This window comes from Rhizobium sp. Root1334 (genome assembly GCF_001426665.1).
In the GTDB taxonomy this organism is placed as follows: Bacteria; Pseudomonadota; Alphaproteobacteria; order Rhizobiales; family Rhizobiaceae; genus Pararhizobium.
Map to the genome: position 1 here is coordinate 43,147 of NZ_LMEY01000012.1, position 18,416 is coordinate 61,562.

Genomic DNA, 18,416 nt, shown 5'->3' on the forward strand with positions numbered 1-18,416 from the left:
ACTGAAGGACAAGCGGTGTCCCTCCGGCTCAAGACAACGAAAACGGGACCTCTGAAGGAGGAGACATTTATGAGCATCCGATCCAAACTTTTCGCGACCGTGGCGTTTCCCATGCTGTCGATATCGATCGCCGTCCAGCCGGCTTTGGCCGATAGCCTGATGAAGCCGTTCGAAGTCGCGCAGGAAGATAGCGTCGCGCAGGCGGATGGTGGTGAACAGGCACCGGAAGAGATCATCAAGAAGCGCCGTCCGCGCGGCGAGCAGTCCGAAGAGCAGCCCGCCCAGGAAGAAGAGCAGCAACCGAGCCGCGCCGAGCGCCGCAAGGCGCGCCAGGATGCCGAGCAGCAGCAGGAAGAGCCGGCACAGGAAGCGCAGCCCGCACAGGAAGAGCAGCCGAGCCGCGCCGAACGCAGGAAGCAGCGGGCCGAACAGCAGCAGCAAGAGGAGCAGGCCCAGCCGTCCGGTGACGACGAGGCGGCAAAGGCTGCCGAGGAGAAGGCCAAGGCTCGCGCAGAACGTCGCAAGCAGAAGGCTGAACAGCAGCAGCAAGAAGAGCAGGCCCAACCGTCCGGTGACGACGAGGCGGCAAAGGCTGCCGAGGAGAAGGCCAAGGCTCGCGCCGAACGCCGCAAGCAGAAGGCCGAACAGCAGCAGCAAGAAGAGCAGGCCCAGCCGTCCGGTGACGACGAGGCTGCAAAGGCTGCCGAGGAGAAGGCCAAGGCTCGCGCAGAGCGCCGTAAGCAGCAGGCTGAACAGCAGCAGCAAGAGGAGCAGGCCCAGCCTTCTGGCGACGATGAGGCGGCAAAGGCTGCTGAAGAGAAGGCCAAGGCTCGTGCCGAGCGCCGCAAGCAGCAGGCTGAACAGCAACAGCAGGAAGAGCAGGCTCAACCGTCCGGCGATGACGAGGCCGCGCAAAAGGCTGCCGAGGAGCGTCGTCGCATCCGTGCCGAAGAGAAGGCCCGGGCACAGGCCGGCCAGCAGGACGACGGCCAGCCGCCGGTCGCAGAGGATGAATTGCGTCCCGCAATCGATAGTGATGGTGAACCAGCCAAGCGTCCCGACCGCCGTAAGCCGATCCCGGAAGTGGTCGATACGCGCAGTCAGGAAGAAAAGCAGGAGATTGCCCGCGACCCGTCCAAGAGTGACGAAACGGTGGTGCTTCCTGTCGATAATGGCGCAGCTGTTCTCGATAGCGACAAGGATGCCGACAACGCAGACAGCAATGCCCGTGAAAAGCGCCGCAAGCAGCGTGAACGCGCCCGCGCCGAAGACGACAATGTCGAGGTTCCAAAGAGCGATGCCGAAGCCCAATCGAGCCGCAGGGATCGCCGCCCGAGCCGAGAGGAGCTGGGGGCTAATCTGCGGGAAGAGGGCCGCCGCGTCGAGCGCGTGCCGGAATTCGGTGTCAACGACCTGATCGATGCGTTCACCGGCAATAACGGCCGGCGCCCGCGTATCGACGAATCCCGCGACAACCGAACGGTTCTCGATTTCGGTGACCAGATCATCGTTCGCAGCGACGACCGTCCGCGTCTGCGCCGCAACGCCCAGGAAACCTATTATGAGGAGCTGTCGCGCGGCCGGTCCCGCGAGACGATCGAACGGCCGAATGGCGTGCGCATCGTGACCATCTACAATCGCTATGGCGACATCCTGCAGCGGTCGCGAATCGATCAGGACGGCCGCGAATATCTGATGATCTATGCGCCTGAAGCCGACGAGGGGCCGCGCCCGCCAGCCTATGACGTCGGTGAGGATCTGCCGCCGATGCGTCTGCGCGTGCCTGTTCGTGATTACATCATCGACACGTCGAGCGAGCCTGACCGCGACTATTACGACTTCCTGGCCGAACCGCCGGTAGAGCGGGTCGAACGGACCTACACGATCGACGAGGTGAAGAACTCGGCCCGTATCCGCGACAAGGTGCGCCGTATCGATCTCGATACCATCACTTTCGCCACCGGCAGCGCTGAAGTGCCGATGTCGCAGGCCAAAACCCTGCGCAAGGTGGCGGATGCCATGCTGGAAGTGATCGAGAAGGATCCCGGCGAAACCTTCTTCATCGAAGGTCATACCGACGCGGTCGGCAGCGACGAGTCCAATCTGGTGCTTTCCGACGAACGCGCCGAATCGGTCGCCTCACTGCTGAGTGAAGTCTACGACATCCCGGCCGAAAACCTGGTGACCCAGGGTTATGGCGAGCGCTTCCTCAAGGTCCGCACGCAGTCTGCCGAGCAGGAAAACCGCCGCGTGACAATCCGCCGCGTGACGCCGCTGGTCCGTCCGGTGGCCCAGAAATAGCCATAGTCCAGTCTCTCTGATGGAGATGCCGTTGGAGACGGCCCGGTGCGCAAGCGCCGGGCCGTTTTGCATGGTCTTCACGTCCCTCCGGTATTGCTGCCGGACTGCCTACAGTATTGTGAGTTTCCGATGAAAACCCTTCTCGCCGCCCTTCTGATCAGCGTTTCGGCCGGTCATGCTTCTCTCGCCGCGACCCGGCTGGTGGAACCGCAGTTGCGGCTTGAAAGCCAGGAGAAGGGGGCAGCCCCGCGCGTCGCCCTGACCTTCGATGCCTGCAGCGGCAAGACCGACGAGCGCATCCTGTCCACGCTGGTCGACAATCATATCCCCGCAACCATTTTCGTGACGGCCCGGTGGGTCAAACGCAATGCCGCGACGATGGCCGTCTTCAAGGCCCATCCGGATCTGTTCGAGATCGAGAATCACGGCGCGATGCATGTTCCCGCTGTCGATCGGCCCGTGTCGATCTACGGCATCGCGGCGGCCGGGAGTGCGCAGGCCGTCGAGGCGGAGGTCGCTGGCGGCGCAGCGGCAATCGTGGCGCAGGGATTGCAGCCGCGTTGGTTTCGCGGCGCTACAGCGAAATACACCCTGTCGTCGATCGGACAGATCCGGCAGATGGGATTTCGTGTTGCCGGCTATTCGGTGAATGGCGATGGCGGGTCGCTGCTGGGGGCAGGGGCTGCGCAAAAGCGGTTTGCGTCTGCCCGGGATGGGGACGTCCTCATCGCCCATATCAACCAGCCCGCGCACGCAGCCGGTTCCGGTGTCGTGAAGGGTATCCTCGACCTCAAGGCCAGGGGCTACACGTTCGTTCGCCTGAATGATGGCAGCGACGAAACCACCAACTGAGTCTGTTCGTCAGTTCTGTTTTTTCAGCCCGGTTGTGCGTTCTATGAAATCGGCGATGGCCAGCGTGTCGTTGAGGTTGAAGATGACGAGACTGCTGTCCTCGACCGGATGATCGGCAGCAATCGCCACGATGTGCGGGTCCGTGGGAGCAAGGGGCTCGCGGTTCTGCGCCTCCAGCCGCCGCGCCTCGATCTTCGGGATCGGTTCGCGTTTGTATCCTTCGATCAGTACGAGATCGCACGGTGCGAGGCGGGCAAGGATTTCCGGAAAGCTCGGTTCCGGTGCGCCGCGCAATTCGTGCATGATGGCGTAGCGCATGCCGGAGACGATCGTCACCTCGTGAGCACCGGCTTCACGATGGCGAAAACTGTCGGCGCCGACCTTGTCGATGTCGAAATCATGGTGGGCGTGCTTGATCGTCGAGACGCGGTAGCCGCGCCGTGTCAGTTCTGTGACCAGCCGGACGGCAAGGCCTGTCTTGCCGGAATTTTTCCAGCCGGCGATGCCAAAGATTTTCGGGCTAACGGTCTCTGGCGCTGTCATTTTTCACGTCCCTCGATAAGCTGCAGCCAGCGTTCGGCCGCTTCAAGGTCGGCCGGCGTGTTGATGTTGAAGAACGGATCGATCGGTCCGTCCACGGTTTCAATCACGGGAAAATCGACCCTCCCAACCGGATGACGCTCGATGAAACCGCGCACCCGGCGCTTGCCGTCGGTCAGCAGCCAATGTTCAAGTTCATCCGCAAGGGCAACCGGCCAGAGCGCAAAGACGGGGTGCATGATATCGCCCGAATAGGCAACGGCGATCTGGTTGGGTTCCGTGATCGCCGCCTGAAGGCGCGCCACGAGGTTCCGCGGAAAGAATGGCGTATCGGTCGGGACGGTCGCGACGTGGCTTGCCGCAGGGGAATGCCTTGCGGCATGGCGCATGCCCGAAAGTACGCCTGCCATAGGCCCGACATGGCCTGGAACGGTATCTCCAAAGACGGCAATCGCGGCAGCGAGGTCCAAGCCGGTGCCGATGTTGCTGTTGACGCTGAGACCGGCCGTCTGCGGGGCGAGGCGCTCAATGACATGGTGAACCAGCGGCTTGCCGCCAAGCATCACCGCCGCCTTGTCCTGACCCATGCGCGAAGACAGGCCACCGGCAAGGACGACGCCGCGGGGAAGATGTGCCGATGGGGTCGCCTGTGTGATCATCGCATCTCCTTACGCTTCAATCCCGTCATTTCGGCGATCCCGGTTCCGATCGTTGCGCGAGCGCCATCCGCCGTTTGTTTTCACGGGCGAATGTATAAAGCCCCGACGCGATGATGATCGCCACGCCAGTCACCATCCAGATATCCGGTTCTTCGGAGAAGAACAGGATGCCGATGCTGATCGACCAGAGCAGGCTGGTATAGCGGAAGGGAGCGACGATGGCGATTTCACCATTGCGCATGGCCAGCACGATGCACTGGTAGCCGACAAGAAGCAGCAGACTGGCAGCCGCCAGAATGCCGATCGAAGCCATCGACATTGGCTGCCAGCCGCCGAGCGGCACGATCAAAATCGCCCCGGTCAATGTTATGACCGTTGCCGTGATGACGGAGATGAACAGGGATGGAATGGCGGGATCGATCCGGCGGGTGCAGAGATCCCGGATCGCCGCGAAGACCACCGAGGCCACGACGCTGAGTGCTGCGCCGTTAAACCCTTCAGGCCCGGGCCTGAGAACGATCAGTACACCGGCGAAACCGACAAGAATTGCCACCCAGCGCCGCCAGCCAACCGGTTCACCCAGGAACAGCGCTGCTCCGAGCGTGACGGCCAATGGCAGGGCCTGCAGAATCGCCGAGGCATTGGCGAGCGGGATCTGGCCGAGCGCGTAGATATAGGAAATGGAGGCGCCGACTTCGGCAGCTATTCTGAGCGCGATGATCGGTGAGCGAATCAACCGGAATGAGCGCAGGGCGCCAAAATGGCGGGCGAGCAAGAGGACCAGAACGGATGTGAAGAAGCCGCGCACCAGCATGATCTGGCCGGCATTCATGACGCCGGTGACGGATTTGATCAATGCGTCATTGCAGGTGAAGCCAGCCATCGCCAGACACATGAAGATGGCGCCGCGGAAATTGGCAGTCGGTTGCATTATTTTTGATTGTCCGTTCTCATCGCTATCCGTTTTATCATTCAGCGATGCGGCGTACTGAAAGTCTGCGCTGCTGGTCTTGCCCAAGTCTAAAGCATCGGCACTTCTTTTATGCAACTGCAATCCTTCGCCTGTTCGAATTGATAGCAGAAATGCAAGAATAGCTATTTTCATCAGCGCTGTAGAACCGTGAAATATCGCCTTGCCGTTTTTTTTGAGCGCAAGATTAGCCGATTTATCTTTGGCGAAATATTAAGTTTCGCTGCCTATCGTGCCGACATTCCGCTGCCCATCGCATGATGCGAACAAGGTTGACGTAACGGAAAGTATTTCCGCCAAAGTCAATCGGATGACATTCCGGCAAGCGCCATGGATGCGCCCCGGTACGTTCGTTCTCAACCAGAGAGCAATCTGGCGGAAATGTCAGATTTGCTCAATATCTGGAGTTCGGAATGTCCCTGATCGATCGTTCTTTGCAGCGTCTGCGCATCGTCACCAAAGTTTTGCTGTTCGTCGTGCCTCTGGTGGCGCTGATCGCCGGTATTGGCCTTGTCGGTTACTTCACCGCAAGCACGCTGAACGGGCATATGACTGTGACGCGCGAGACGATCAACAATCTCTCTGATTTCCAGTCACTGCGCAGCGGGCTGCAAAGTTTCGTCGATAATCCCACCGATGAGGCGCGCGCGACGCTTGCGAGCCGCATCGACGAACAGGAAAAGGGTATCCGGACGTTGGACGGCCTGCTGACTGCAGGCGAAGACAAGGCCAAGATCCACTCGGTGGTTTCGCTCGGTGAGGCGATGCGAGGACAAGAAAACAAGCTCTGGTCGATCAAGACTGAGCGCGATACCGTCACGGTATCTCTTGATGCGGCCCTTGCGGAGATGACGGCGCAAGGCAATACCGCCTTCAAGCAGATCGATATCCTGCGCAAGGAATCGGGCGAGAAGGAATCCTTTGCCAAGGCGCTGCTGTTTGATGCGGCTGCCTACCAGGGCCTTGCCGAACGGATCAAGAAATTCCGCCTGCCGGTCACCATGGCAATCGCGCCGGATGCCAAGGTCCAGCAGGCCACCACGCTGATGCCGCATCTTTTGAAACAGATTGCCGAGGCCGAAAAGATCGCTTCCGACAAGGTTGTGAAGAGGATCGCCGAGGTAAAGGCCGATACCAAGGTCATTCAGGATATTCTGGCCAGCAGCGATCCGAACGACGTCAAGAAGACGCAATTGAGTTCGGCACTGATCAAGTTTTCGAAATATGAATCCGACTTTGCCAAGGAGGCTGCCACCAATTCAGACACGGCGGCCAAGCGATTCGTCGGCATGGACAACGAAATTTCCACTTTGAAGACGCTGATCGGCCTGATGAACGAGACCTTCAAGGGGCTTGATGACACGCGCCTGCATATCAGCGAACTGCACCGCAGGCTGGATACCGCAAGCCGCGACAATGTGATGACCGATATTGCGGCCGTGCGCGCAAGCGTGACGAAGCTTTCAGAACTCGGGGCGAAGAATGCGGCACTGCGCGATCTGGCCGGCAAGCTGGCGCCATCGCTCGAGCAGATCGACACCGGCACCGCCCAGCTGATCGATGTCGGCGCCCGCTGGCAGGCAGCCAAGGCTGAAGCGGCATCGCTGGTAGCCGATGCCAGCCAGACGCTGGAGAATTTCGTTTCCAGCGCCCAGGAGGCCGGCAAGAAAGACAGCCAGCGTTCCGCCGATGTGTCGATCATCGCCATGGTGGCGGGTACGTTGCTGGCCATCGTCGGTGGTCTGATGCTGATCGAGACCCTGCGCGGTCCGTTGAAGCGCGTTACCGAGACGATGACGCGGCTTGCCAATGGCGACCTTGAGGTCTCTATCGAAGGCCGCAACCGCGGTGACGAGATCGGCGACATGGTGCGTTCGGTTGCCGTGTTCCGCGATAATGCCGTCGAAAATGTCCGGTTGGGACAGGAAGCCGAAGCCGCCCGCACATTGTCGGCTGAGGAAGAAGCCCGCCGCCGCCATGAACGTGCCCGCATCGAGGCCGAACAGATGGAAGCGCTGACGGCTTTGTCCGATGTGCTTGCCAAGCTTGCCGACGGCAATCTGGAAGAAGGCATGGCGGAAGACTTGTCCGAAGATTACATCGTCATGGCCCGGACCTATAACAACGCCGTCGAGGCATTGCGCGCAACCCTGATCGACGTCCGTTCCGTGACCGATGAAATCACCAGCGGAACCGGTAACCTGTCGACCTCGGCCGACGATCTCGCTCGCCGGACCGAACAGCAGGCGGCCGCGCTGGAAGAAAGCTCTCGTGCTCTCGGACAACTGACGGAGATCGTCCGCTCGACGGCCGAAAGTGCGCACAAGACCACTGTATCGGTCGACCAGACCCACAGCTATGCCAAGCATTCCGGCGAAGTCGTCGCCAAGGCGATCGACGCGATGGCGGCGATCAACAAGTCGTCCGACAAGATTTCGACGATCATCGGCGTCATTGACGAAATCGCATTCCAGACCAATCTTCTGGCGCTGAACGCCGGTGTCGAGGCAGCCCGCGCCGGCGAGGCGGGCCGTGGCTTTGCCGTCGTCGCGCAGGAAGTGCGCGAGCTTGCCCAGCGCTGCGCCGGTGCCGCCCGCGAGATCAAGGGGCTGATTTCGGAGAGCTCTGTGCAAGTGCGCGGCGGTGTGGAACTGGTGCAGGAAACCGGCAAGGCGCTGACCGTCATCAACGACCATATCTCGACGATCCATCAGCTGGTCAGCAATATCGAAGCCGCCGCCGCCGATCAGTACCGCGGCCTCAACGAGGTCAATCAGGCGGTGCGCGAGGTGGAACTGATCACCCAGCAGAATGCAGCGATGGTCGAGGAAAACACCGCCGAAATCCACGGCCTGCGCCATCAGGTCGATATCCTCAACGAGAAGATCGAGCGCTTCAAGACGGGCACCAGCCGCTCAATCTCGGGCGGGCGGGTCGAGCAGTATGGCAGAAGTTACGCTGCCTGAGCGAGTAAAACGCTGGAAAAATTCAAGGCCGCCCGACGACAAGTCCGGCGGCCTTTGCCGTTGCAATGGGTCAATTGTTCAATCTGTCCGCATGATCGGCAAGGACCTGGCTGATAGCATGACGCGATATCCCGACCAGGGCCGGGTTTGTGTGAAGATAATAAGGCAGGGCGACGATGGCGACGGACAATGCCCAGCCTCTGGCTCTGCCCCATGTCGCGCCATCCACGGTCTGTTGCAAGCGGAGCGTCGCGCGGGCTTCGGCGGAGAGCAGATTCCAGGCAAACATCAGGTCGCAGGCAGGATCACCGACACCGAGGCCGCCGAAGTCGATGACAGCGGTGATGCGTCCCTGTGCGGTCAGCAGGTTCCCGGCATGGATATCGCCATGGAGCCAGACGGGCGGCTTGTCCCACGGTTCTATTTCAAGGGCGGCATCCCAGGCCTGCGTCAACGGAGCCGTTTCCATGGTGCCGCCCAGGTTTTTGATGGCAGCGCGTGTCTGTGCGTCCCGGCTTGCCAGAGAGGCACCCCGGGAAAAATTGTGCGCGCCGGGTGGCGGGCCGCCCGTGGCGTCGATTTTCCGCAGGGCAGAGATGAGCCGGGAAAGACTGACGGCAGCTTCGTTCAGGTCGAAGATCGGGGTGGTAACAGCGTCTTCGCCTGGCAGCCAACGGCAGACGGACCAATGGAAGGGATAACCGGCGGTGGGCGTGCCAAGCGCCAGCGGAACGGGTACTGCGAGCGGCAGGTCTGGCGCGAGGCGCGGTAGCCAGCGGCTTTCCTTCTCCACCTGCAGGGCGGCGTCCATGCGGCGCGGCAGACGCACCACCATGTCGCTCCCTAACCGGTAGAGAGCATTGTCTGTGCCGGCCGACTGGACGGGTTTGAGCGGAAGGCCGGCCCAGGCCGGAAACTGTTCCGCGATCAGGCGGCTGACAAGGGGCCTGTTGATATCAAGCTCGTCGTCATGCATCCTTGTGGTCGGCATTGATAGCCCGCGCCTATCCGTAAAAGGTTGCCGCTCAGCCGCCGGTAACACTCATATGGCGGGCGACAGCCGGTTTGTTGCGGGTGCGGTCGATGATGAAGTCGTGGCCCTTTGGCTTGCGGGTGATGGCTTCGTCGATGACGGTTGACAGGTAGGCGTCGTCATCGGAGGCGCGGAGCGCCGTGCGCAGGTCGGCGGCATCGTTCTGGCCAAGGCACATATAGAGTGTGCCGGTGCAGGTGAGGCGCACACGATTGCAGCTCTCGCAGAAATTATGGGTCATGGGCGTGATCAGGCCGAGCCTGCCGCCGGTTTCCGCCACCTGCAGATAACGCGCCGGTCCGCCGGTCTTGTAGGGGATGTCTGAGAAGCTGAACTGTTCGGCGAGGCGCTCGCGCATCTCCGACAGCGGCATGTAATGGTCGGTACGGTCCTCGTCGATCTCGCCCATCGGCATGGTTTCGATCAGCGTCAGATCCATGCCACGGCCATGCGCCCAACGCATCATGGCGGGGATTTCCGCGTCGTTGAAGCCTTTTAGCGCCACGGCATTGATCTTGACGTGAATGCCGGCAGCCTGGGCGGCGTCGATGCCTTCCATGACCTTGGAAAACTCACCCCAGCGCGTGATCTGCTTGAATTTTTCGGGGTCCAATGTGTCGAGCGAGACATTGATGCGGCGGACGCCGCAATCGGCAAGCTCGGCGGCAAACTTCGACAGTTGCGAGCCGTTGGTGGTGAGCGTCAGCTCATCGAGCGCGCCCGAGTGCACATGCTTGCCGAGTTCACGCACCAGGAACATGACGTTCTTGCGGACCAAAGGTTCTCCACCGGTCAGCCGCAGTTTGCGTACGCCCTTGGCGATGAAGGCGGAACAGAGCCGGTTCAGCTCTTCCAGTGTCAGGAGGTCCTTTTTGGGCAGAAAGGTCATGTTTTCCGCCATGCAATAGGTGCAGCGGAAGTCACAGCGATCCGTCACCGAAACCCTGAGATAGGTCACGGCCCGCCCGAACGGGTCGATCATCGGTGTTTGGGCGTCTTTCAGCCTCTGGGCGCCGATCCGGTCGATGGTGACGGTATTCAACACAATTCTCCCTGTTTCATCAATGTCGTGACCAAAACGGGCTGCGTCAAGGCGAAAGCGTTCAAAAGCACGAGAAACGGGCGAGAAACACTTTCTTATGATCGGGGGAAGTGCAGGCTATGATCAAGGGAAGGGGCTTTGCTTGCAGACAATTCCATCCGGCGGGAAATTGCGCTAGTGCTCCCATGCACCAATGGAGACTGCAGGACATGAGCGATATCTGGCCGACCGAACTGCGTGTATCAAAAGACCGCCACCGGCTGACGATTGCCTTCAACGATGGCACGTCCTTCGATCTTTCGGCGGAGATGCTGCGGGTTCTCTCGCCGTCTGCGGAAGTTCAGGGCCATGGGCCGGGGCAGGGATTGACGGTGCCCGGCAAGCGCAATGTCTCGATCATTTCGATGACGCCGACCGGAAACTATGCCGTGCGCATCGGTTTTGATGACGGCCACGATACCGGGATCTTCACCTGGACGTATCTGCGTGAACTGGGCGCCACCGGCGAGACGTTATTTGCTGCTTACGAACAGGATCTGGCCGCCAAGGGCATGACGCGGGACAAGGCGGAAAAGCCGCGCTGACCGCGCGCATTTCCTCCGGCTAGTCGAGAACATCTTCCTCCTCCAACAACCGCTGGATCAGCCGCTCCATCGACTGGGCAATCATCAGGCATTCCTCGATGGGTTCGTTTTCCAGCGACTTGTCGATCAGCGCTGTCTGGATCTCCATCGCCTGTTCGGTCAAGAGGCGGCCGCTTGCCGTCAGCGACAGCCGCAACACGCGCTTGTCCTTTTCATCGCCGCGCCGCTCAATCAACCCACGATTTTCAAGTTGCGGCAGAAGCATGCTCATGTTGGAGCGGCCGACCAGCAGCTTTCGCGCCAGTTCCTGCTGCGAAATGCCTTCAAAACGATAGATGTTGACCAGGATATCCAGATGCGGCGGCTTGATGCCGAGGCCGGCGAGCTTGCGGGTCAGTGCCTGCTGGGCCAGTTGGCAGGCGCGGGCAACGGCGATCCAGCTGCGGAAACGGGGATGATCCCAGGGAAAATGATGCTGTTCGATTGTCTCTTGCTTTTCGTTCATCGTTGTACAATATTGTTCATCATTGAACATTTTGTGGGAATCCTACTATGGCATCCTTTGCGATCAAGGTCACTCGCCTTGCGCTCAAAGCGGTTTCGGCTTTCTCGCCGGAGAAGGCAGGGCGTCTGGCGTTTCGGCTGTTCAGCATCACGCCGTCGCGGAAAGCAAAGAGCGGCAAGGAAAAGGCAGCGTTGGCTGCTGCTGAACCCGTCATGGCAAGAGCGCGGCCGGTCACGCTGTCTTTTTCCGATGGCTGGGTAATGGCCAAGCATTTTCAGGCGCAATCGGCCGGGAGCGCCACCAAACGCATTTTGCTCGTCCATGGCTGGGGTTCGCGCAGCAACTATCTGGCGCCCATGATCGATGGGTTGACGGCCGGTGGTGCCGAGGTGGTCGCGCTCGACTGGCCGGGGCATGGCGCTTCGCCGGGGCGTACCTTGACGATGCCGGCAGCGGTGCGGGCGATCGATGCGGCTTGGCGGCATTTCGGCGGGTTCGATGTGGCTGTCGGGCATTCTTTCGGCGGCGCGAGCCTGGCTTGCGCTGCGGGTGGTCTGGTTTGCGATGTGCCGCCGCATAGCGCCAAGAGAATGGTGCTGATCGGTGCGCCGAGCGAAATGACATGGCTTTTCAAAGGGTTTGGAAAGGTTCTTCGCCTGTCTCCGGGAGCGCAGACGGCGCTTGCGGGCATGGTCGTTCGCTTGTCCGGCCGGCGGCTGGAAGAGTTTGATGCGGCCCGTATTGTCGGCATGGTGACCGCGCCGGTGCTGGTGATTCATGCCGAAGACGACAAGGAGGTTTCCGCCGAACATGCGCGCCGCTATGCAGCGGCGGGATCTAATGTCGAACTCCATTGGGCCAATGGGTTTGGCCATCGCCGTATCGTGTCTGCTGCGCCGGTGATCGAGCGGATCAATGCCTTTATCCATGCACCGGAAGCCGCAACTGAGCGAAAATTGCGTATGGTGTCATGAAGGCGTCATGCTATCCATCGAAAGGATCGCCACGCTCGATGGAGCGGGATCCGGTGGAGAACGGCATGACGATCATTCGCACGGTGGAAGAACTGAACGCGCTTTACGGCGGCGCAAGCGAAGCCTCGCTGGTGAAGGTCACCAGCCGGCTGACACCGGACTATGCCAGGATGATCGAGGCGGCCCCGTTTGCAGCGCTTGCCACGGTGGGACCGGAAGGGCTCGACTGTTCGCCGCGTGGTGATGATGCCTGTGTTGTTCGGATTGCCGACGACAAGACGGTGCTGATGCCGGACTGGCGCGGCAATAACCGGGTCGATTCGCTTGCCAATATCGTGCGTGATCCGCGGGTGGCGTTGATGTTTCTTGTACCCGGCTCCGCCACGACGATGCGGATCAACGGCACGGCCGTGGTCAGCGTCGATCCCGAGTTGACCGGATCGTTCGAGGTCGACGGTAAACACCCGCGCAGCGTCATCGTCGTCACCATCGGCGAAGTCTATTTCCAGTGCGCGAGAGCATTGATCCGCTCTCAGATTTGGAACCCGGATCGCTTTGTCGATCCGCAGTCCCTGCCGACGCCCGGCACGCTGCTGAAGGCCGCCAAAGCGGATTTCGACAAGGAAACCTATGACCGCGAATGGCCCGAACGCGCCGCAAAAACCATGTGGTAGTGCGCAGACCTTACGACACCATGCATTTCGAGTACCGTCCCGAACTGATCGCTATCGGCAAGGCGGCCGATGTTTCGGCCTGCAGGTCGTGTCGCTGTTTCCGGCAGCCCAAGAATGACAAAGGGCGCCACTAGGGCGCCATGGTCCAACAATGGGATTGCCGCCTACTTGCGGTAAATCAGCCAGTTTTTGCCGGTATCCTTCTTCATACCCTCTTCAAACAGGATCGTCCTGTTGCGGCCGGCGTTCTTGGCGCAATAGAGCGCGATGTCGGCCTTGTTGTAGAGGTCGGTCGGGTCATCGGCATGCGATGCCTGGCAGACACCGACGGACAGTGTGATCGGACCATAGTTGACGCCGGTCTTGGAGTTTTTGAAGGGCGTGGTCGCCAAGGCATTGCGGATGCGCTCTGCGACCTGCAGGCTTTCTTCCAGGCTGCTATCGCCCAGAATGATGGCAAATTCCTCACCGCCTGTGCGCGCCACAAAGGCATCGCGGCGCAGGTTGGCGCGGATGACCGTACCGACAGTCGCCAGTATCTTGTCGCCGACGGGGTGGCCGTAGCTGTCATTGACCTTCTTGAAATGATCGATATCGGCGATCAGAAGGCCGGTAAAGCTGCGCTGCTGTTCGGAGTTGTAGATCGCGGCGAGTTTTTCGTCGAATGCCCGGCGGTTGGCGAGGCGCGTCAGCGAATCCGTGTTGGCGATGCGTTTGTATTCGTCGAGTTCCTGGCGGATGACTTCCATCTCGAAGGATTTCAGCGATACGTTTTCGGCGCGTTCCTTGCCCTGGTTCATCGTGTCCGCCGTTGCCTCGGTCAGGAGGCTGACGCATTGGCGCAGGATTTCGGCGCTGGAGCTGCTTTTGCCGGTAATGTTCTGATACGTCTCGTCCAGCAGCTTGTTATAGTTCTCGAGCGCGAATTGTTCGTCCTTCAGCAGCTTGAGAAGTTCGACAAGCTCGCTCGTCAGGTGGTTGTGGGCCCGGTCGATGCCTGCGGCATGGTGGACATGGCTGAAATAGCGGGCGCCGATCTCGTCCAGTTCTTCCTGGGTTGCCCGGCTGCCGAGCGCAGCCAGTTCCTTCGTCAGCTTGGGGTTGGAGCCGATATAGGCTTCATAATAAAGCTCATAGTTGCGCGGTAGGGGTGAAATACCCATGATCCGCATCGCATAGGTTACCTGCGCTGCGATATCCGGCATCTGTACCTTGTTCGAAGCCGCTTGCATGGCAAGCTCCTGTTTTGTTGTCTCGGGCCGCTAGTTTTAGGCATCAAAGATTTTGGAAGCCTTAACGTTTGGCAAATTTAGTCAATTAGATTGCACCGAAATAAGGTGTCCGGCCCTGCCAAATAGAAACGGGCAGCCGTGATGGCCGCCCGTATGATCTACCGGAGATTGTGCGGTGACGTATCAGGAAGGGCTGATCATCGTTTCGGGGCGAACCGCCGCATCGAACTCCGCGTCGGTGACGTAGCCGCCGCCAACAGCTTCTTCGCGAAGGGTCGTGCCATTCTTGTGCGCGGTCTTGGCGATCTTTGCGGCGTTGTCATAGCCGATCTTGGGGGCCAGCGCCGTGACCAGCATCAACGAGCGGTCGAGCGCCGCCTTGATATTGTCTTCGCGGGCCTCGATGCCGACAACGCAATTGTCGGTAAAGGAGATCACGGCGTCGGACAGGAGTTGAACCGACTGCAGGAAGTTATAGGCCATCAACGGATTGTAGACGTTGAGTTCGAAATGACCCTGGCTGCCGGCAAAGGTCAGTGCCGCGTTGTTGCCGAAGACCTGGACGCAGACCTGCGTCAGCGCTTCGCACTGGGTCGGATTGACCTTGCCCGGCATGATCGACGAGCCCGGCTCATTTTCCGGCAGCGACAGTTCGCCAAGGCCCGAGCGCGGGCCGGAGCCGAGGAAGCGGATATCGTTGGCGATCTTGAAGAGTGCAGCGGCTGCCGAGTTGATGGCGCCGTGGCTGAATACCATCGAATCGTGGGCGGCCAGCGCCTCGAACTTGTTCGGCGCGGTGACGAAGGCGATACCGGTGATCTTGGCGATCTCATCGGCAACCTTTTCGGCAAAGCCGATCGGCGCGTTGAGCCCGGTTCCGACGGCCGTGCCGCCCTGCGCAAGTTCGCAGAGACCCGGCAGGGTCATTTCGATGCGCTTGATCGAGGAGGCGACCTGGGCGGCGTAACCGGAAAATTCCTGGCCGAGCGTCAGGGGGGTAGCGTCCTGCGTGTGCGTGCGGCCGATCTTGATGATATGATCGAAGGCCTTCACCTTGGCGACGAGGGCTGCATGCAGGTGCTTCAGCGCCGGCAGGAGATCGTGGACGACGCGCTCGGCGCAGGCGATATGCATGGCCGTCGGATAGGTGTCGTTCGACGACTGGCTCATGTTGACGTGGTCGTTCGGGTGGACAGGCTTCTTTGAGCCCATGACGCCGCCGAGCATTTCGATCGCACGGTTGGAAATGACTTCGTTGGCGTTCATGTTCGACTGCGTGCCGGAGCCGGTCTGCCAGACGACGAGCGGAAAGTGCTCGTTGAGCTTGCCGTCGATGACTTCCTGGGCTGCGGCAATGATTGCGTTGCCGACGGTCGGGTCAAGGCCCTGCAATTCCATGTTGGCGCGGGCGGCAGCTTGCTTGACGATGCCCAGCGCGCGCACGATCGACAGCGGCTGCTTTTCCCAGCCGATCTTGAAATTGCCGAGCGAGCGTTGTGCCTGTGCGCCCCAATAGCGGTCGTTGGCGACTTCGATCGGGCCGAACGTATCTGTTTCCGTGCGCGTTGCTGTCATCGTAATCCCTGCTTTCGTCATGCGGTGTTGGACCGGGGCGGTTTCAAGGCCGGGCGGTACGGCACCGGAAGGTGAGTGAGGCCGCCGCGCTGCGACGGACCGAAGCTGTGATGCGGTTCTCTCTGGCCCAGGTGGCCGGTGCTTGTAAAGAGGTTGCGCGGGTGGGTGCCGTGCTACAATCGTTTAAAATACCGCCCGTTCGATGTTTCCTGTGATTGCTGGCCGTGATGATCGTTCGCGTGTCCTGGCGCCGGTTGGCCTGTGCCTTTTCAGACACAAGCGGGTGGATAGTTTGGCCGGTGTTTTCCGCGGTTTTTGCGGGGAAAGCCGATTTTCTTTCGCAGTGAAAAAATAATGCAGGGAATTCAAATTTTTGGATGTTCTGATCCGTCTTCCTCATGCAGGTGCCGTCACGGATTTGTGACGGGCTGTCCGGGCCTTTCGGGGCGCGCGTTTCCTTTTCATTCACCATCCTTTCTTATAAGTACGAAAGCCTGGTGACATGACGGAGCATCAGGCGCGAACCGCTGATGGCGGCAATGCGATACGGGGACGAGTGAACCTATGAAGTTGATGAAGACTGCTGCGATCGTGACACTGATGACCGGGTGCGCGTTCGCCTCTCTCGGTGTGCAGCGCGCGGAGGCGCTGAACCTCCTGGATCTTTTTCGCAAGAAGAAGCCGGTGGTTGAGGAAGTTCAGCCGCTGCCAGGCGTCGAGCAGGTGCAGCCCGTGCAGAAGCAGGCCGCTCGTCCGCTGCCGAAGGTGAGTTCACCGCAATACTATACGTACAAGGCCGAGCCGTTGCGCCGGATCGCCACCGCAAAGCTCGTCGACCCGGTTGTGACCGGTTCCGTCCGCGCTGACGTCCTGCCGCCGGCGCCAGCCGCTGCGCTCGCCGATGCACGCCAGTTTCTTCCCGATGTCACGGCCTATGCGCCGGCCGATGTCGCCAAGGCGATCGAGACTTTCTATACCGGCCGCGATGGGTTCGTCTGGATTGACGGCGATGCCCCGAACGCAGCCGCCAAGGCGGCTCTGACGGTCCTGGGGCAGGCGGCGAGCGTCGGTCTTGATCCGCAGGACTATGCCGTCACCGTTCCGTCCGATACGTTCGACCGCAACGACATGGCTGCGCGTGAAAAATCCCTCGTCGAGTTCGAGATCCAGCTGTCGGCCGCAACGCTGACCTATATCGCCGACACCGTGCGCGGGCGCATCGATCCGAACAAGATTTCCGGTTATCACGATTTCAAGCGCAAGGACGTCAATCTGACCGGCAAGCTGGGCAATATCGCCAGAAGTCACGATGTTGCGGCCTATCTGAATTCCCAGACGCCTTCCGGCGTTGAATTCCTGGCGTTGAAGCGGGAACTGGCGGCGCTGCAGGCGCGGACCGGCGATGCGCCGCGGATCACGATTGCACCGGGCACGCTTCTGAAACCGGGTATCAGCAATCCGGAATTGGCCAATGTGGTCGCGGCTATCCGCGTCAAGGGTTCCGATGCGCTGAAGGTGGAACATGCGCTGACGCTATCAGCATACCAGGGGACGCCGGATTATACGCCGGAACTGGTAGCGCTGGTCGAAGGCTTCCAGAAGGAACACGGCCTGACGCCGGACGGCGTCGTCGGCAAGGCATCGATCCGCATCCTGACGGGTGGGGACACGACCGAAAGCAAGGCCGCCAAGGTACGAATCGCTATGGAGCAGGCACGCTGGCTGCCCGCCGATCTCGGCAGCCGCTATGTCTTCATCAACCAGCCCGCCTATATGGTCTACTATCACGAACAGGGTGCCGAGCAGTTCTCAATGCGGGTTGTCGTTGGTTCCAAGGCCCACCAGACATTCTTCTTCCAGGATGAGATCCAGACGGTGGAGTTCAACCCCTATTGGGGCGTCCCGCAGTCGATCATCATCAACGAGATGCTGCCCAAGCTGCGCAACGATCCGGGTTACCTCGATCGTCTCGGCTATCAGGTTGAGCTCAAGGGGCGGCCGGTGTCCTCCTCCTCTGTCAACTGGAACGGTTCGACGGCTGGCGTCGCCGTGCGCCAGCCGCCAAGTAGCGACAACGCGCTGGGTGAACTGAAGATCCTGTTCCCGAATACGCATGCCATCTACATGCACGACACGCCGTCGAAGAGCTTCTTCAAGAAGGATGATCGCGCGCTCAGCCACGGCTGCGTGCGCCTTGCCGATCCGCGCAGGATGGCGGCTGCCGTGCTCGGCACGTCGGTCGAGGATATCGGCAAGCAGATTGCCGGCGGCCGCAACAAGGGCGTGTCCGTACCGCAAAAAATCCCGGTCTACGTCGCCTATTTCACCGCATGGCCGAACAAGGATGGCACGGTGGAATATTTCCACGACGTCTATGATCGCGACATGTATATGGACCGCGCACTTGAAGCGACGCGTCTTGCGCGCCGCGCCGAAGGGTGACAATCGTCGACTGGACCAGTCCATGAAAAAGGCGGCTTCGAGCCGCCTTTTTCATGTCCGCATGGCT

At 60.5% G+C, this 18,416-nt stretch carries 16 protein-coding genes; 7 read left to right on the forward strand and 9 right to left on the reverse strand.

All coding sequences use genetic code 11. The features are described from left to right. Positions 1-69: 69 nt before the first annotated feature. Positions 70-2,301, forward strand: a complete 2,232-nt coding sequence (locus ASD36_RS14290) for an OmpA family protein (protein WP_060510999.1) — start codon at positions 70-72, stop codon at positions 2,299-2,301. 129 nt (positions 2,302-2,430) lie between these two features. Further along, complete coding sequence (locus ASD36_RS14295) at positions 2,431-3,153, forward strand: polysaccharide deacetylase family protein (RefSeq protein WP_060505605.1); 723 nt, start codon at positions 2,431-2,433, stop codon at positions 3,151-3,153. Positions 3,154-3,162: 9 nt separating this feature from the next. On the opposite strand, the gene mobB is transcribed toward ASD36_RS14295, so the two are convergent. Genes mobB through ASD36_RS14310 form a run of 3 tightly spaced genes read right to left on the reverse strand, consistent with a single transcriptional unit; the run spans position 3,163 to position 5,283 of the window. Beyond that, entirely contained in the window at positions 3,163-3,696 is a 534-nt protein-coding gene (gene mobB / locus ASD36_RS14300; protein ID WP_060505604.1) for a molybdopterin-guanine dinucleotide biosynthesis protein B, read from the reverse strand. Further along, positions 3,693-4,352 (reverse strand): molybdenum cofactor guanylyltransferase MobA, encoded by a 660-nt coding sequence (gene mobA, locus ASD36_RS14305; protein ID WP_060505603.1) that lies wholly within the window; start codon positions 4,350-4,352, stop codon positions 3,693-3,695. Before mobA ends, mobB begins: the two co-directional genes overlap by 4 nt. Positions 4,353-4,377: 25 nt before the next feature. Next, positions 4,378-5,283, reverse strand: a complete 906-nt coding sequence (locus ASD36_RS14310; protein WP_060505602.1) for a DMT family transporter — start codon at positions 5,281-5,283, stop codon at positions 4,378-4,380. Between the two features lie 452 nt (positions 5,284-5,735). Between ASD36_RS14310 and ASD36_RS14315 the strand changes: the two genes are divergently transcribed. Next, entirely contained in the window at positions 5,736-8,288 is a 2,553-nt protein-coding gene (locus tag ASD36_RS14315; RefSeq protein WP_060505601.1) for a HAMP domain-containing methyl-accepting chemotaxis protein, read from the forward strand. Positions 8,289-8,358: 70 nt separating this feature from the next. Here ASD36_RS14315 and ASD36_RS14320 read toward each other — a convergent pair whose 3' ends face one another. Next, a complete protein-coding gene (locus ASD36_RS14320; RefSeq protein WP_060511001.1) occupies positions 8,359-9,279 on the reverse strand; it encodes an aminoglycoside phosphotransferase family protein in 921 nt (306 codons plus the stop codon). Between the two features lie 34 nt (positions 9,280-9,313). After that, complete coding sequence (gene moaA / locus ASD36_RS14325; RefSeq protein ID WP_060505599.1) at positions 9,314-10,363, reverse strand: GTP 3',8-cyclase MoaA; 1,050 nt, start codon at positions 10,361-10,363, stop codon at positions 9,314-9,316. A gap of 209 nt (positions 10,364-10,572) precedes the next feature. On the opposite strand from moaA, the gene ASD36_RS14330 reads away from it, so the two are divergent. Continuing rightward, a complete protein-coding gene (locus tag ASD36_RS14330) occupies positions 10,573-10,947 on the forward strand; it encodes a DUF971 domain-containing protein (RefSeq protein WP_060505598.1) in 375 nt (124 codons plus the stop codon). A gap of 19 nt (positions 10,948-10,966) precedes the next feature. Here the strand turns inward: ASD36_RS14330 and ASD36_RS14335 are convergent, their stop codons facing one another. Then, positions 10,967-11,452: a MarR family transcriptional regulator gene (locus ASD36_RS14335; protein ID WP_060505659.1), complete on the reverse strand. Its 486-nt coding sequence runs from the start codon at positions 11,450-11,452 to the stop codon at positions 10,967-10,969. Positions 11,453-11,499: 47 nt separating this feature from the next. Here ASD36_RS14335 and ASD36_RS14340 point away from each other — a divergent pair, with 47 nt between their 5' ends. After that, on the forward strand, positions 11,500-12,426 hold the full coding sequence (locus ASD36_RS14340; RefSeq protein WP_060505597.1) for an alpha/beta fold hydrolase: 927 nt from the start codon (positions 11,500-11,502) through the stop codon (positions 12,424-12,426). A gap of 65 nt (positions 12,427-12,491) precedes the next feature. Further along, entirely contained in the window at positions 12,492-13,100 is a 609-nt protein-coding gene (locus tag ASD36_RS14345) for a pyridoxamine 5'-phosphate oxidase family protein (RefSeq protein ID WP_060505658.1), read from the forward strand. A 164-nt stretch (positions 13,101-13,264) separates the two neighbouring features. Here ASD36_RS14345 and ASD36_RS14350 read toward each other — a convergent pair whose 3' ends face one another. The 3 genes from ASD36_RS14350 to ASD36_RS30630 all read right to left on the reverse strand — a co-directional run bounded on the left by ASD36_RS14350 (position 13,265) and on the right by ASD36_RS30630 (position 16,379). After that, positions 13,265-14,332, reverse strand: coding sequence for a GGDEF domain-containing protein (locus tag ASD36_RS14350; RefSeq protein ID WP_060505596.1), 1,068 nt, complete (start codon positions 14,330-14,332; stop codon positions 13,265-13,267). A 183-nt stretch (positions 14,333-14,515) separates the two neighbouring features. Continuing rightward, positions 14,516-15,928, reverse strand: coding sequence for a class II fumarate hydratase (fumC, locus tag ASD36_RS14355; RefSeq protein WP_112834666.1), 1,413 nt, complete (start codon positions 15,926-15,928; stop codon positions 14,516-14,518). 22 nt (positions 15,929-15,950) lie between these two features. Next, positions 15,951-16,379 carry a hypothetical protein gene (locus ASD36_RS30630; protein ID WP_156407478.1) on the reverse strand — a complete coding sequence of 143 codons (429 nt, stop codon included), beginning with the start codon at positions 16,377-16,379 and terminating at the stop codon, positions 15,951-15,953. Between the two features lie 92 nt (positions 16,380-16,471). Between ASD36_RS30630 and ASD36_RS14360 the strand changes: the two genes are divergently transcribed. Then, positions 16,472-18,349: a murein L,D-transpeptidase gene (locus ASD36_RS14360; RefSeq protein WP_060505595.1), complete on the forward strand. Its 1,878-nt coding sequence runs from the start codon at positions 16,472-16,474 to the stop codon at positions 18,347-18,349. Positions 18,350-18,416 lie beyond the last annotated feature (67 nt).

Excerpts from the sequence above, each read along its gene's own strand:
- ASD36_RS14350 (WP_060505596.1), bottom strand. The coding sequence starts at position 14,332 with ATGCAAGCGGCTTCGAACAAGGTACAGATGCCGGATATCGCAGCGCAG.
- ASD36_RS14360 (WP_060505595.1), top strand. The coding sequence starts at position 16,472 with ATGAAGTTGATGAAGACTGCTGCGATCGTGACACTGATGACCGGGTGC.
- ASD36_RS14340 (WP_060505597.1), top strand. The coding sequence starts at position 11,500 with ATGGCATCCTTTGCGATCAAGGTCACTCGCCTTGCGCTCAAAGCGGTT.
- ASD36_RS14315 (WP_060505601.1), top strand. The coding sequence starts at position 5,736 with ATGTCCCTGATCGATCGTTCTTTGCAGCGTCTGCGCATCGTCACCAAA.
- ASD36_RS14330 (WP_060505598.1), top strand. The coding sequence starts at position 10,573 with ATGAGCGATATCTGGCCGACCGAACTGCGTGTATCAAAAGACCGCCAC.
- ASD36_RS30630 (WP_156407478.1), bottom strand. The coding sequence starts at position 16,379 with ATGGTGAATGAAAAGGAAACGCGCGCCCCGAAAGGCCCGGACAGCCCG.
- mobB (WP_060505604.1), bottom strand. The coding sequence starts at position 3,696 with ATGACAGCGCCAGAGACCGTTAGCCCGAAAATCTTTGGCATCGCCGGC.
- ASD36_RS14320 (WP_060511001.1), bottom strand. The coding sequence starts at position 9,279 with ATGCCGACCACAAGGATGCATGACGACGAGCTTGATATCAACAGGCCC.
- ASD36_RS14295 (WP_060505605.1), top strand. The coding sequence starts at position 2,431 with ATGAAAACCCTTCTCGCCGCCCTTCTGATCAGCGTTTCGGCCGGTCAT.
- mobA (WP_060505603.1), bottom strand. The coding sequence starts at position 4,352 with ATGATCACACAGGCGACCCCATCGGCACATCTTCCCCGCGGCGTCGTC.
- ASD36_RS14335 (WP_060505659.1), bottom strand. The coding sequence starts at position 11,452 with ATGAACGAAAAGCAAGAGACAATCGAACAGCATCATTTTCCCTGGGAT.
- ASD36_RS14310 (WP_060505602.1), bottom strand. The coding sequence starts at position 5,283 with ATGCAACCGACTGCCAATTTCCGCGGCGCCATCTTCATGTGTCTGGCG.
- fumC (WP_112834666.1), bottom strand. The coding sequence starts at position 15,928 with ATGACGAAAGCAGGGATTACGATGACAGCAACGCGCACGGAAACAGAT.
- ASD36_RS14345 (WP_060505658.1), top strand. The coding sequence starts at position 12,492 with ATGACGATCATTCGCACGGTGGAAGAACTGAACGCGCTTTACGGCGGC.
- ASD36_RS14290 (WP_060510999.1), top strand. The coding sequence starts at position 70 with ATGAGCATCCGATCCAAACTTTTCGCGACCGTGGCGTTTCCCATGCTG.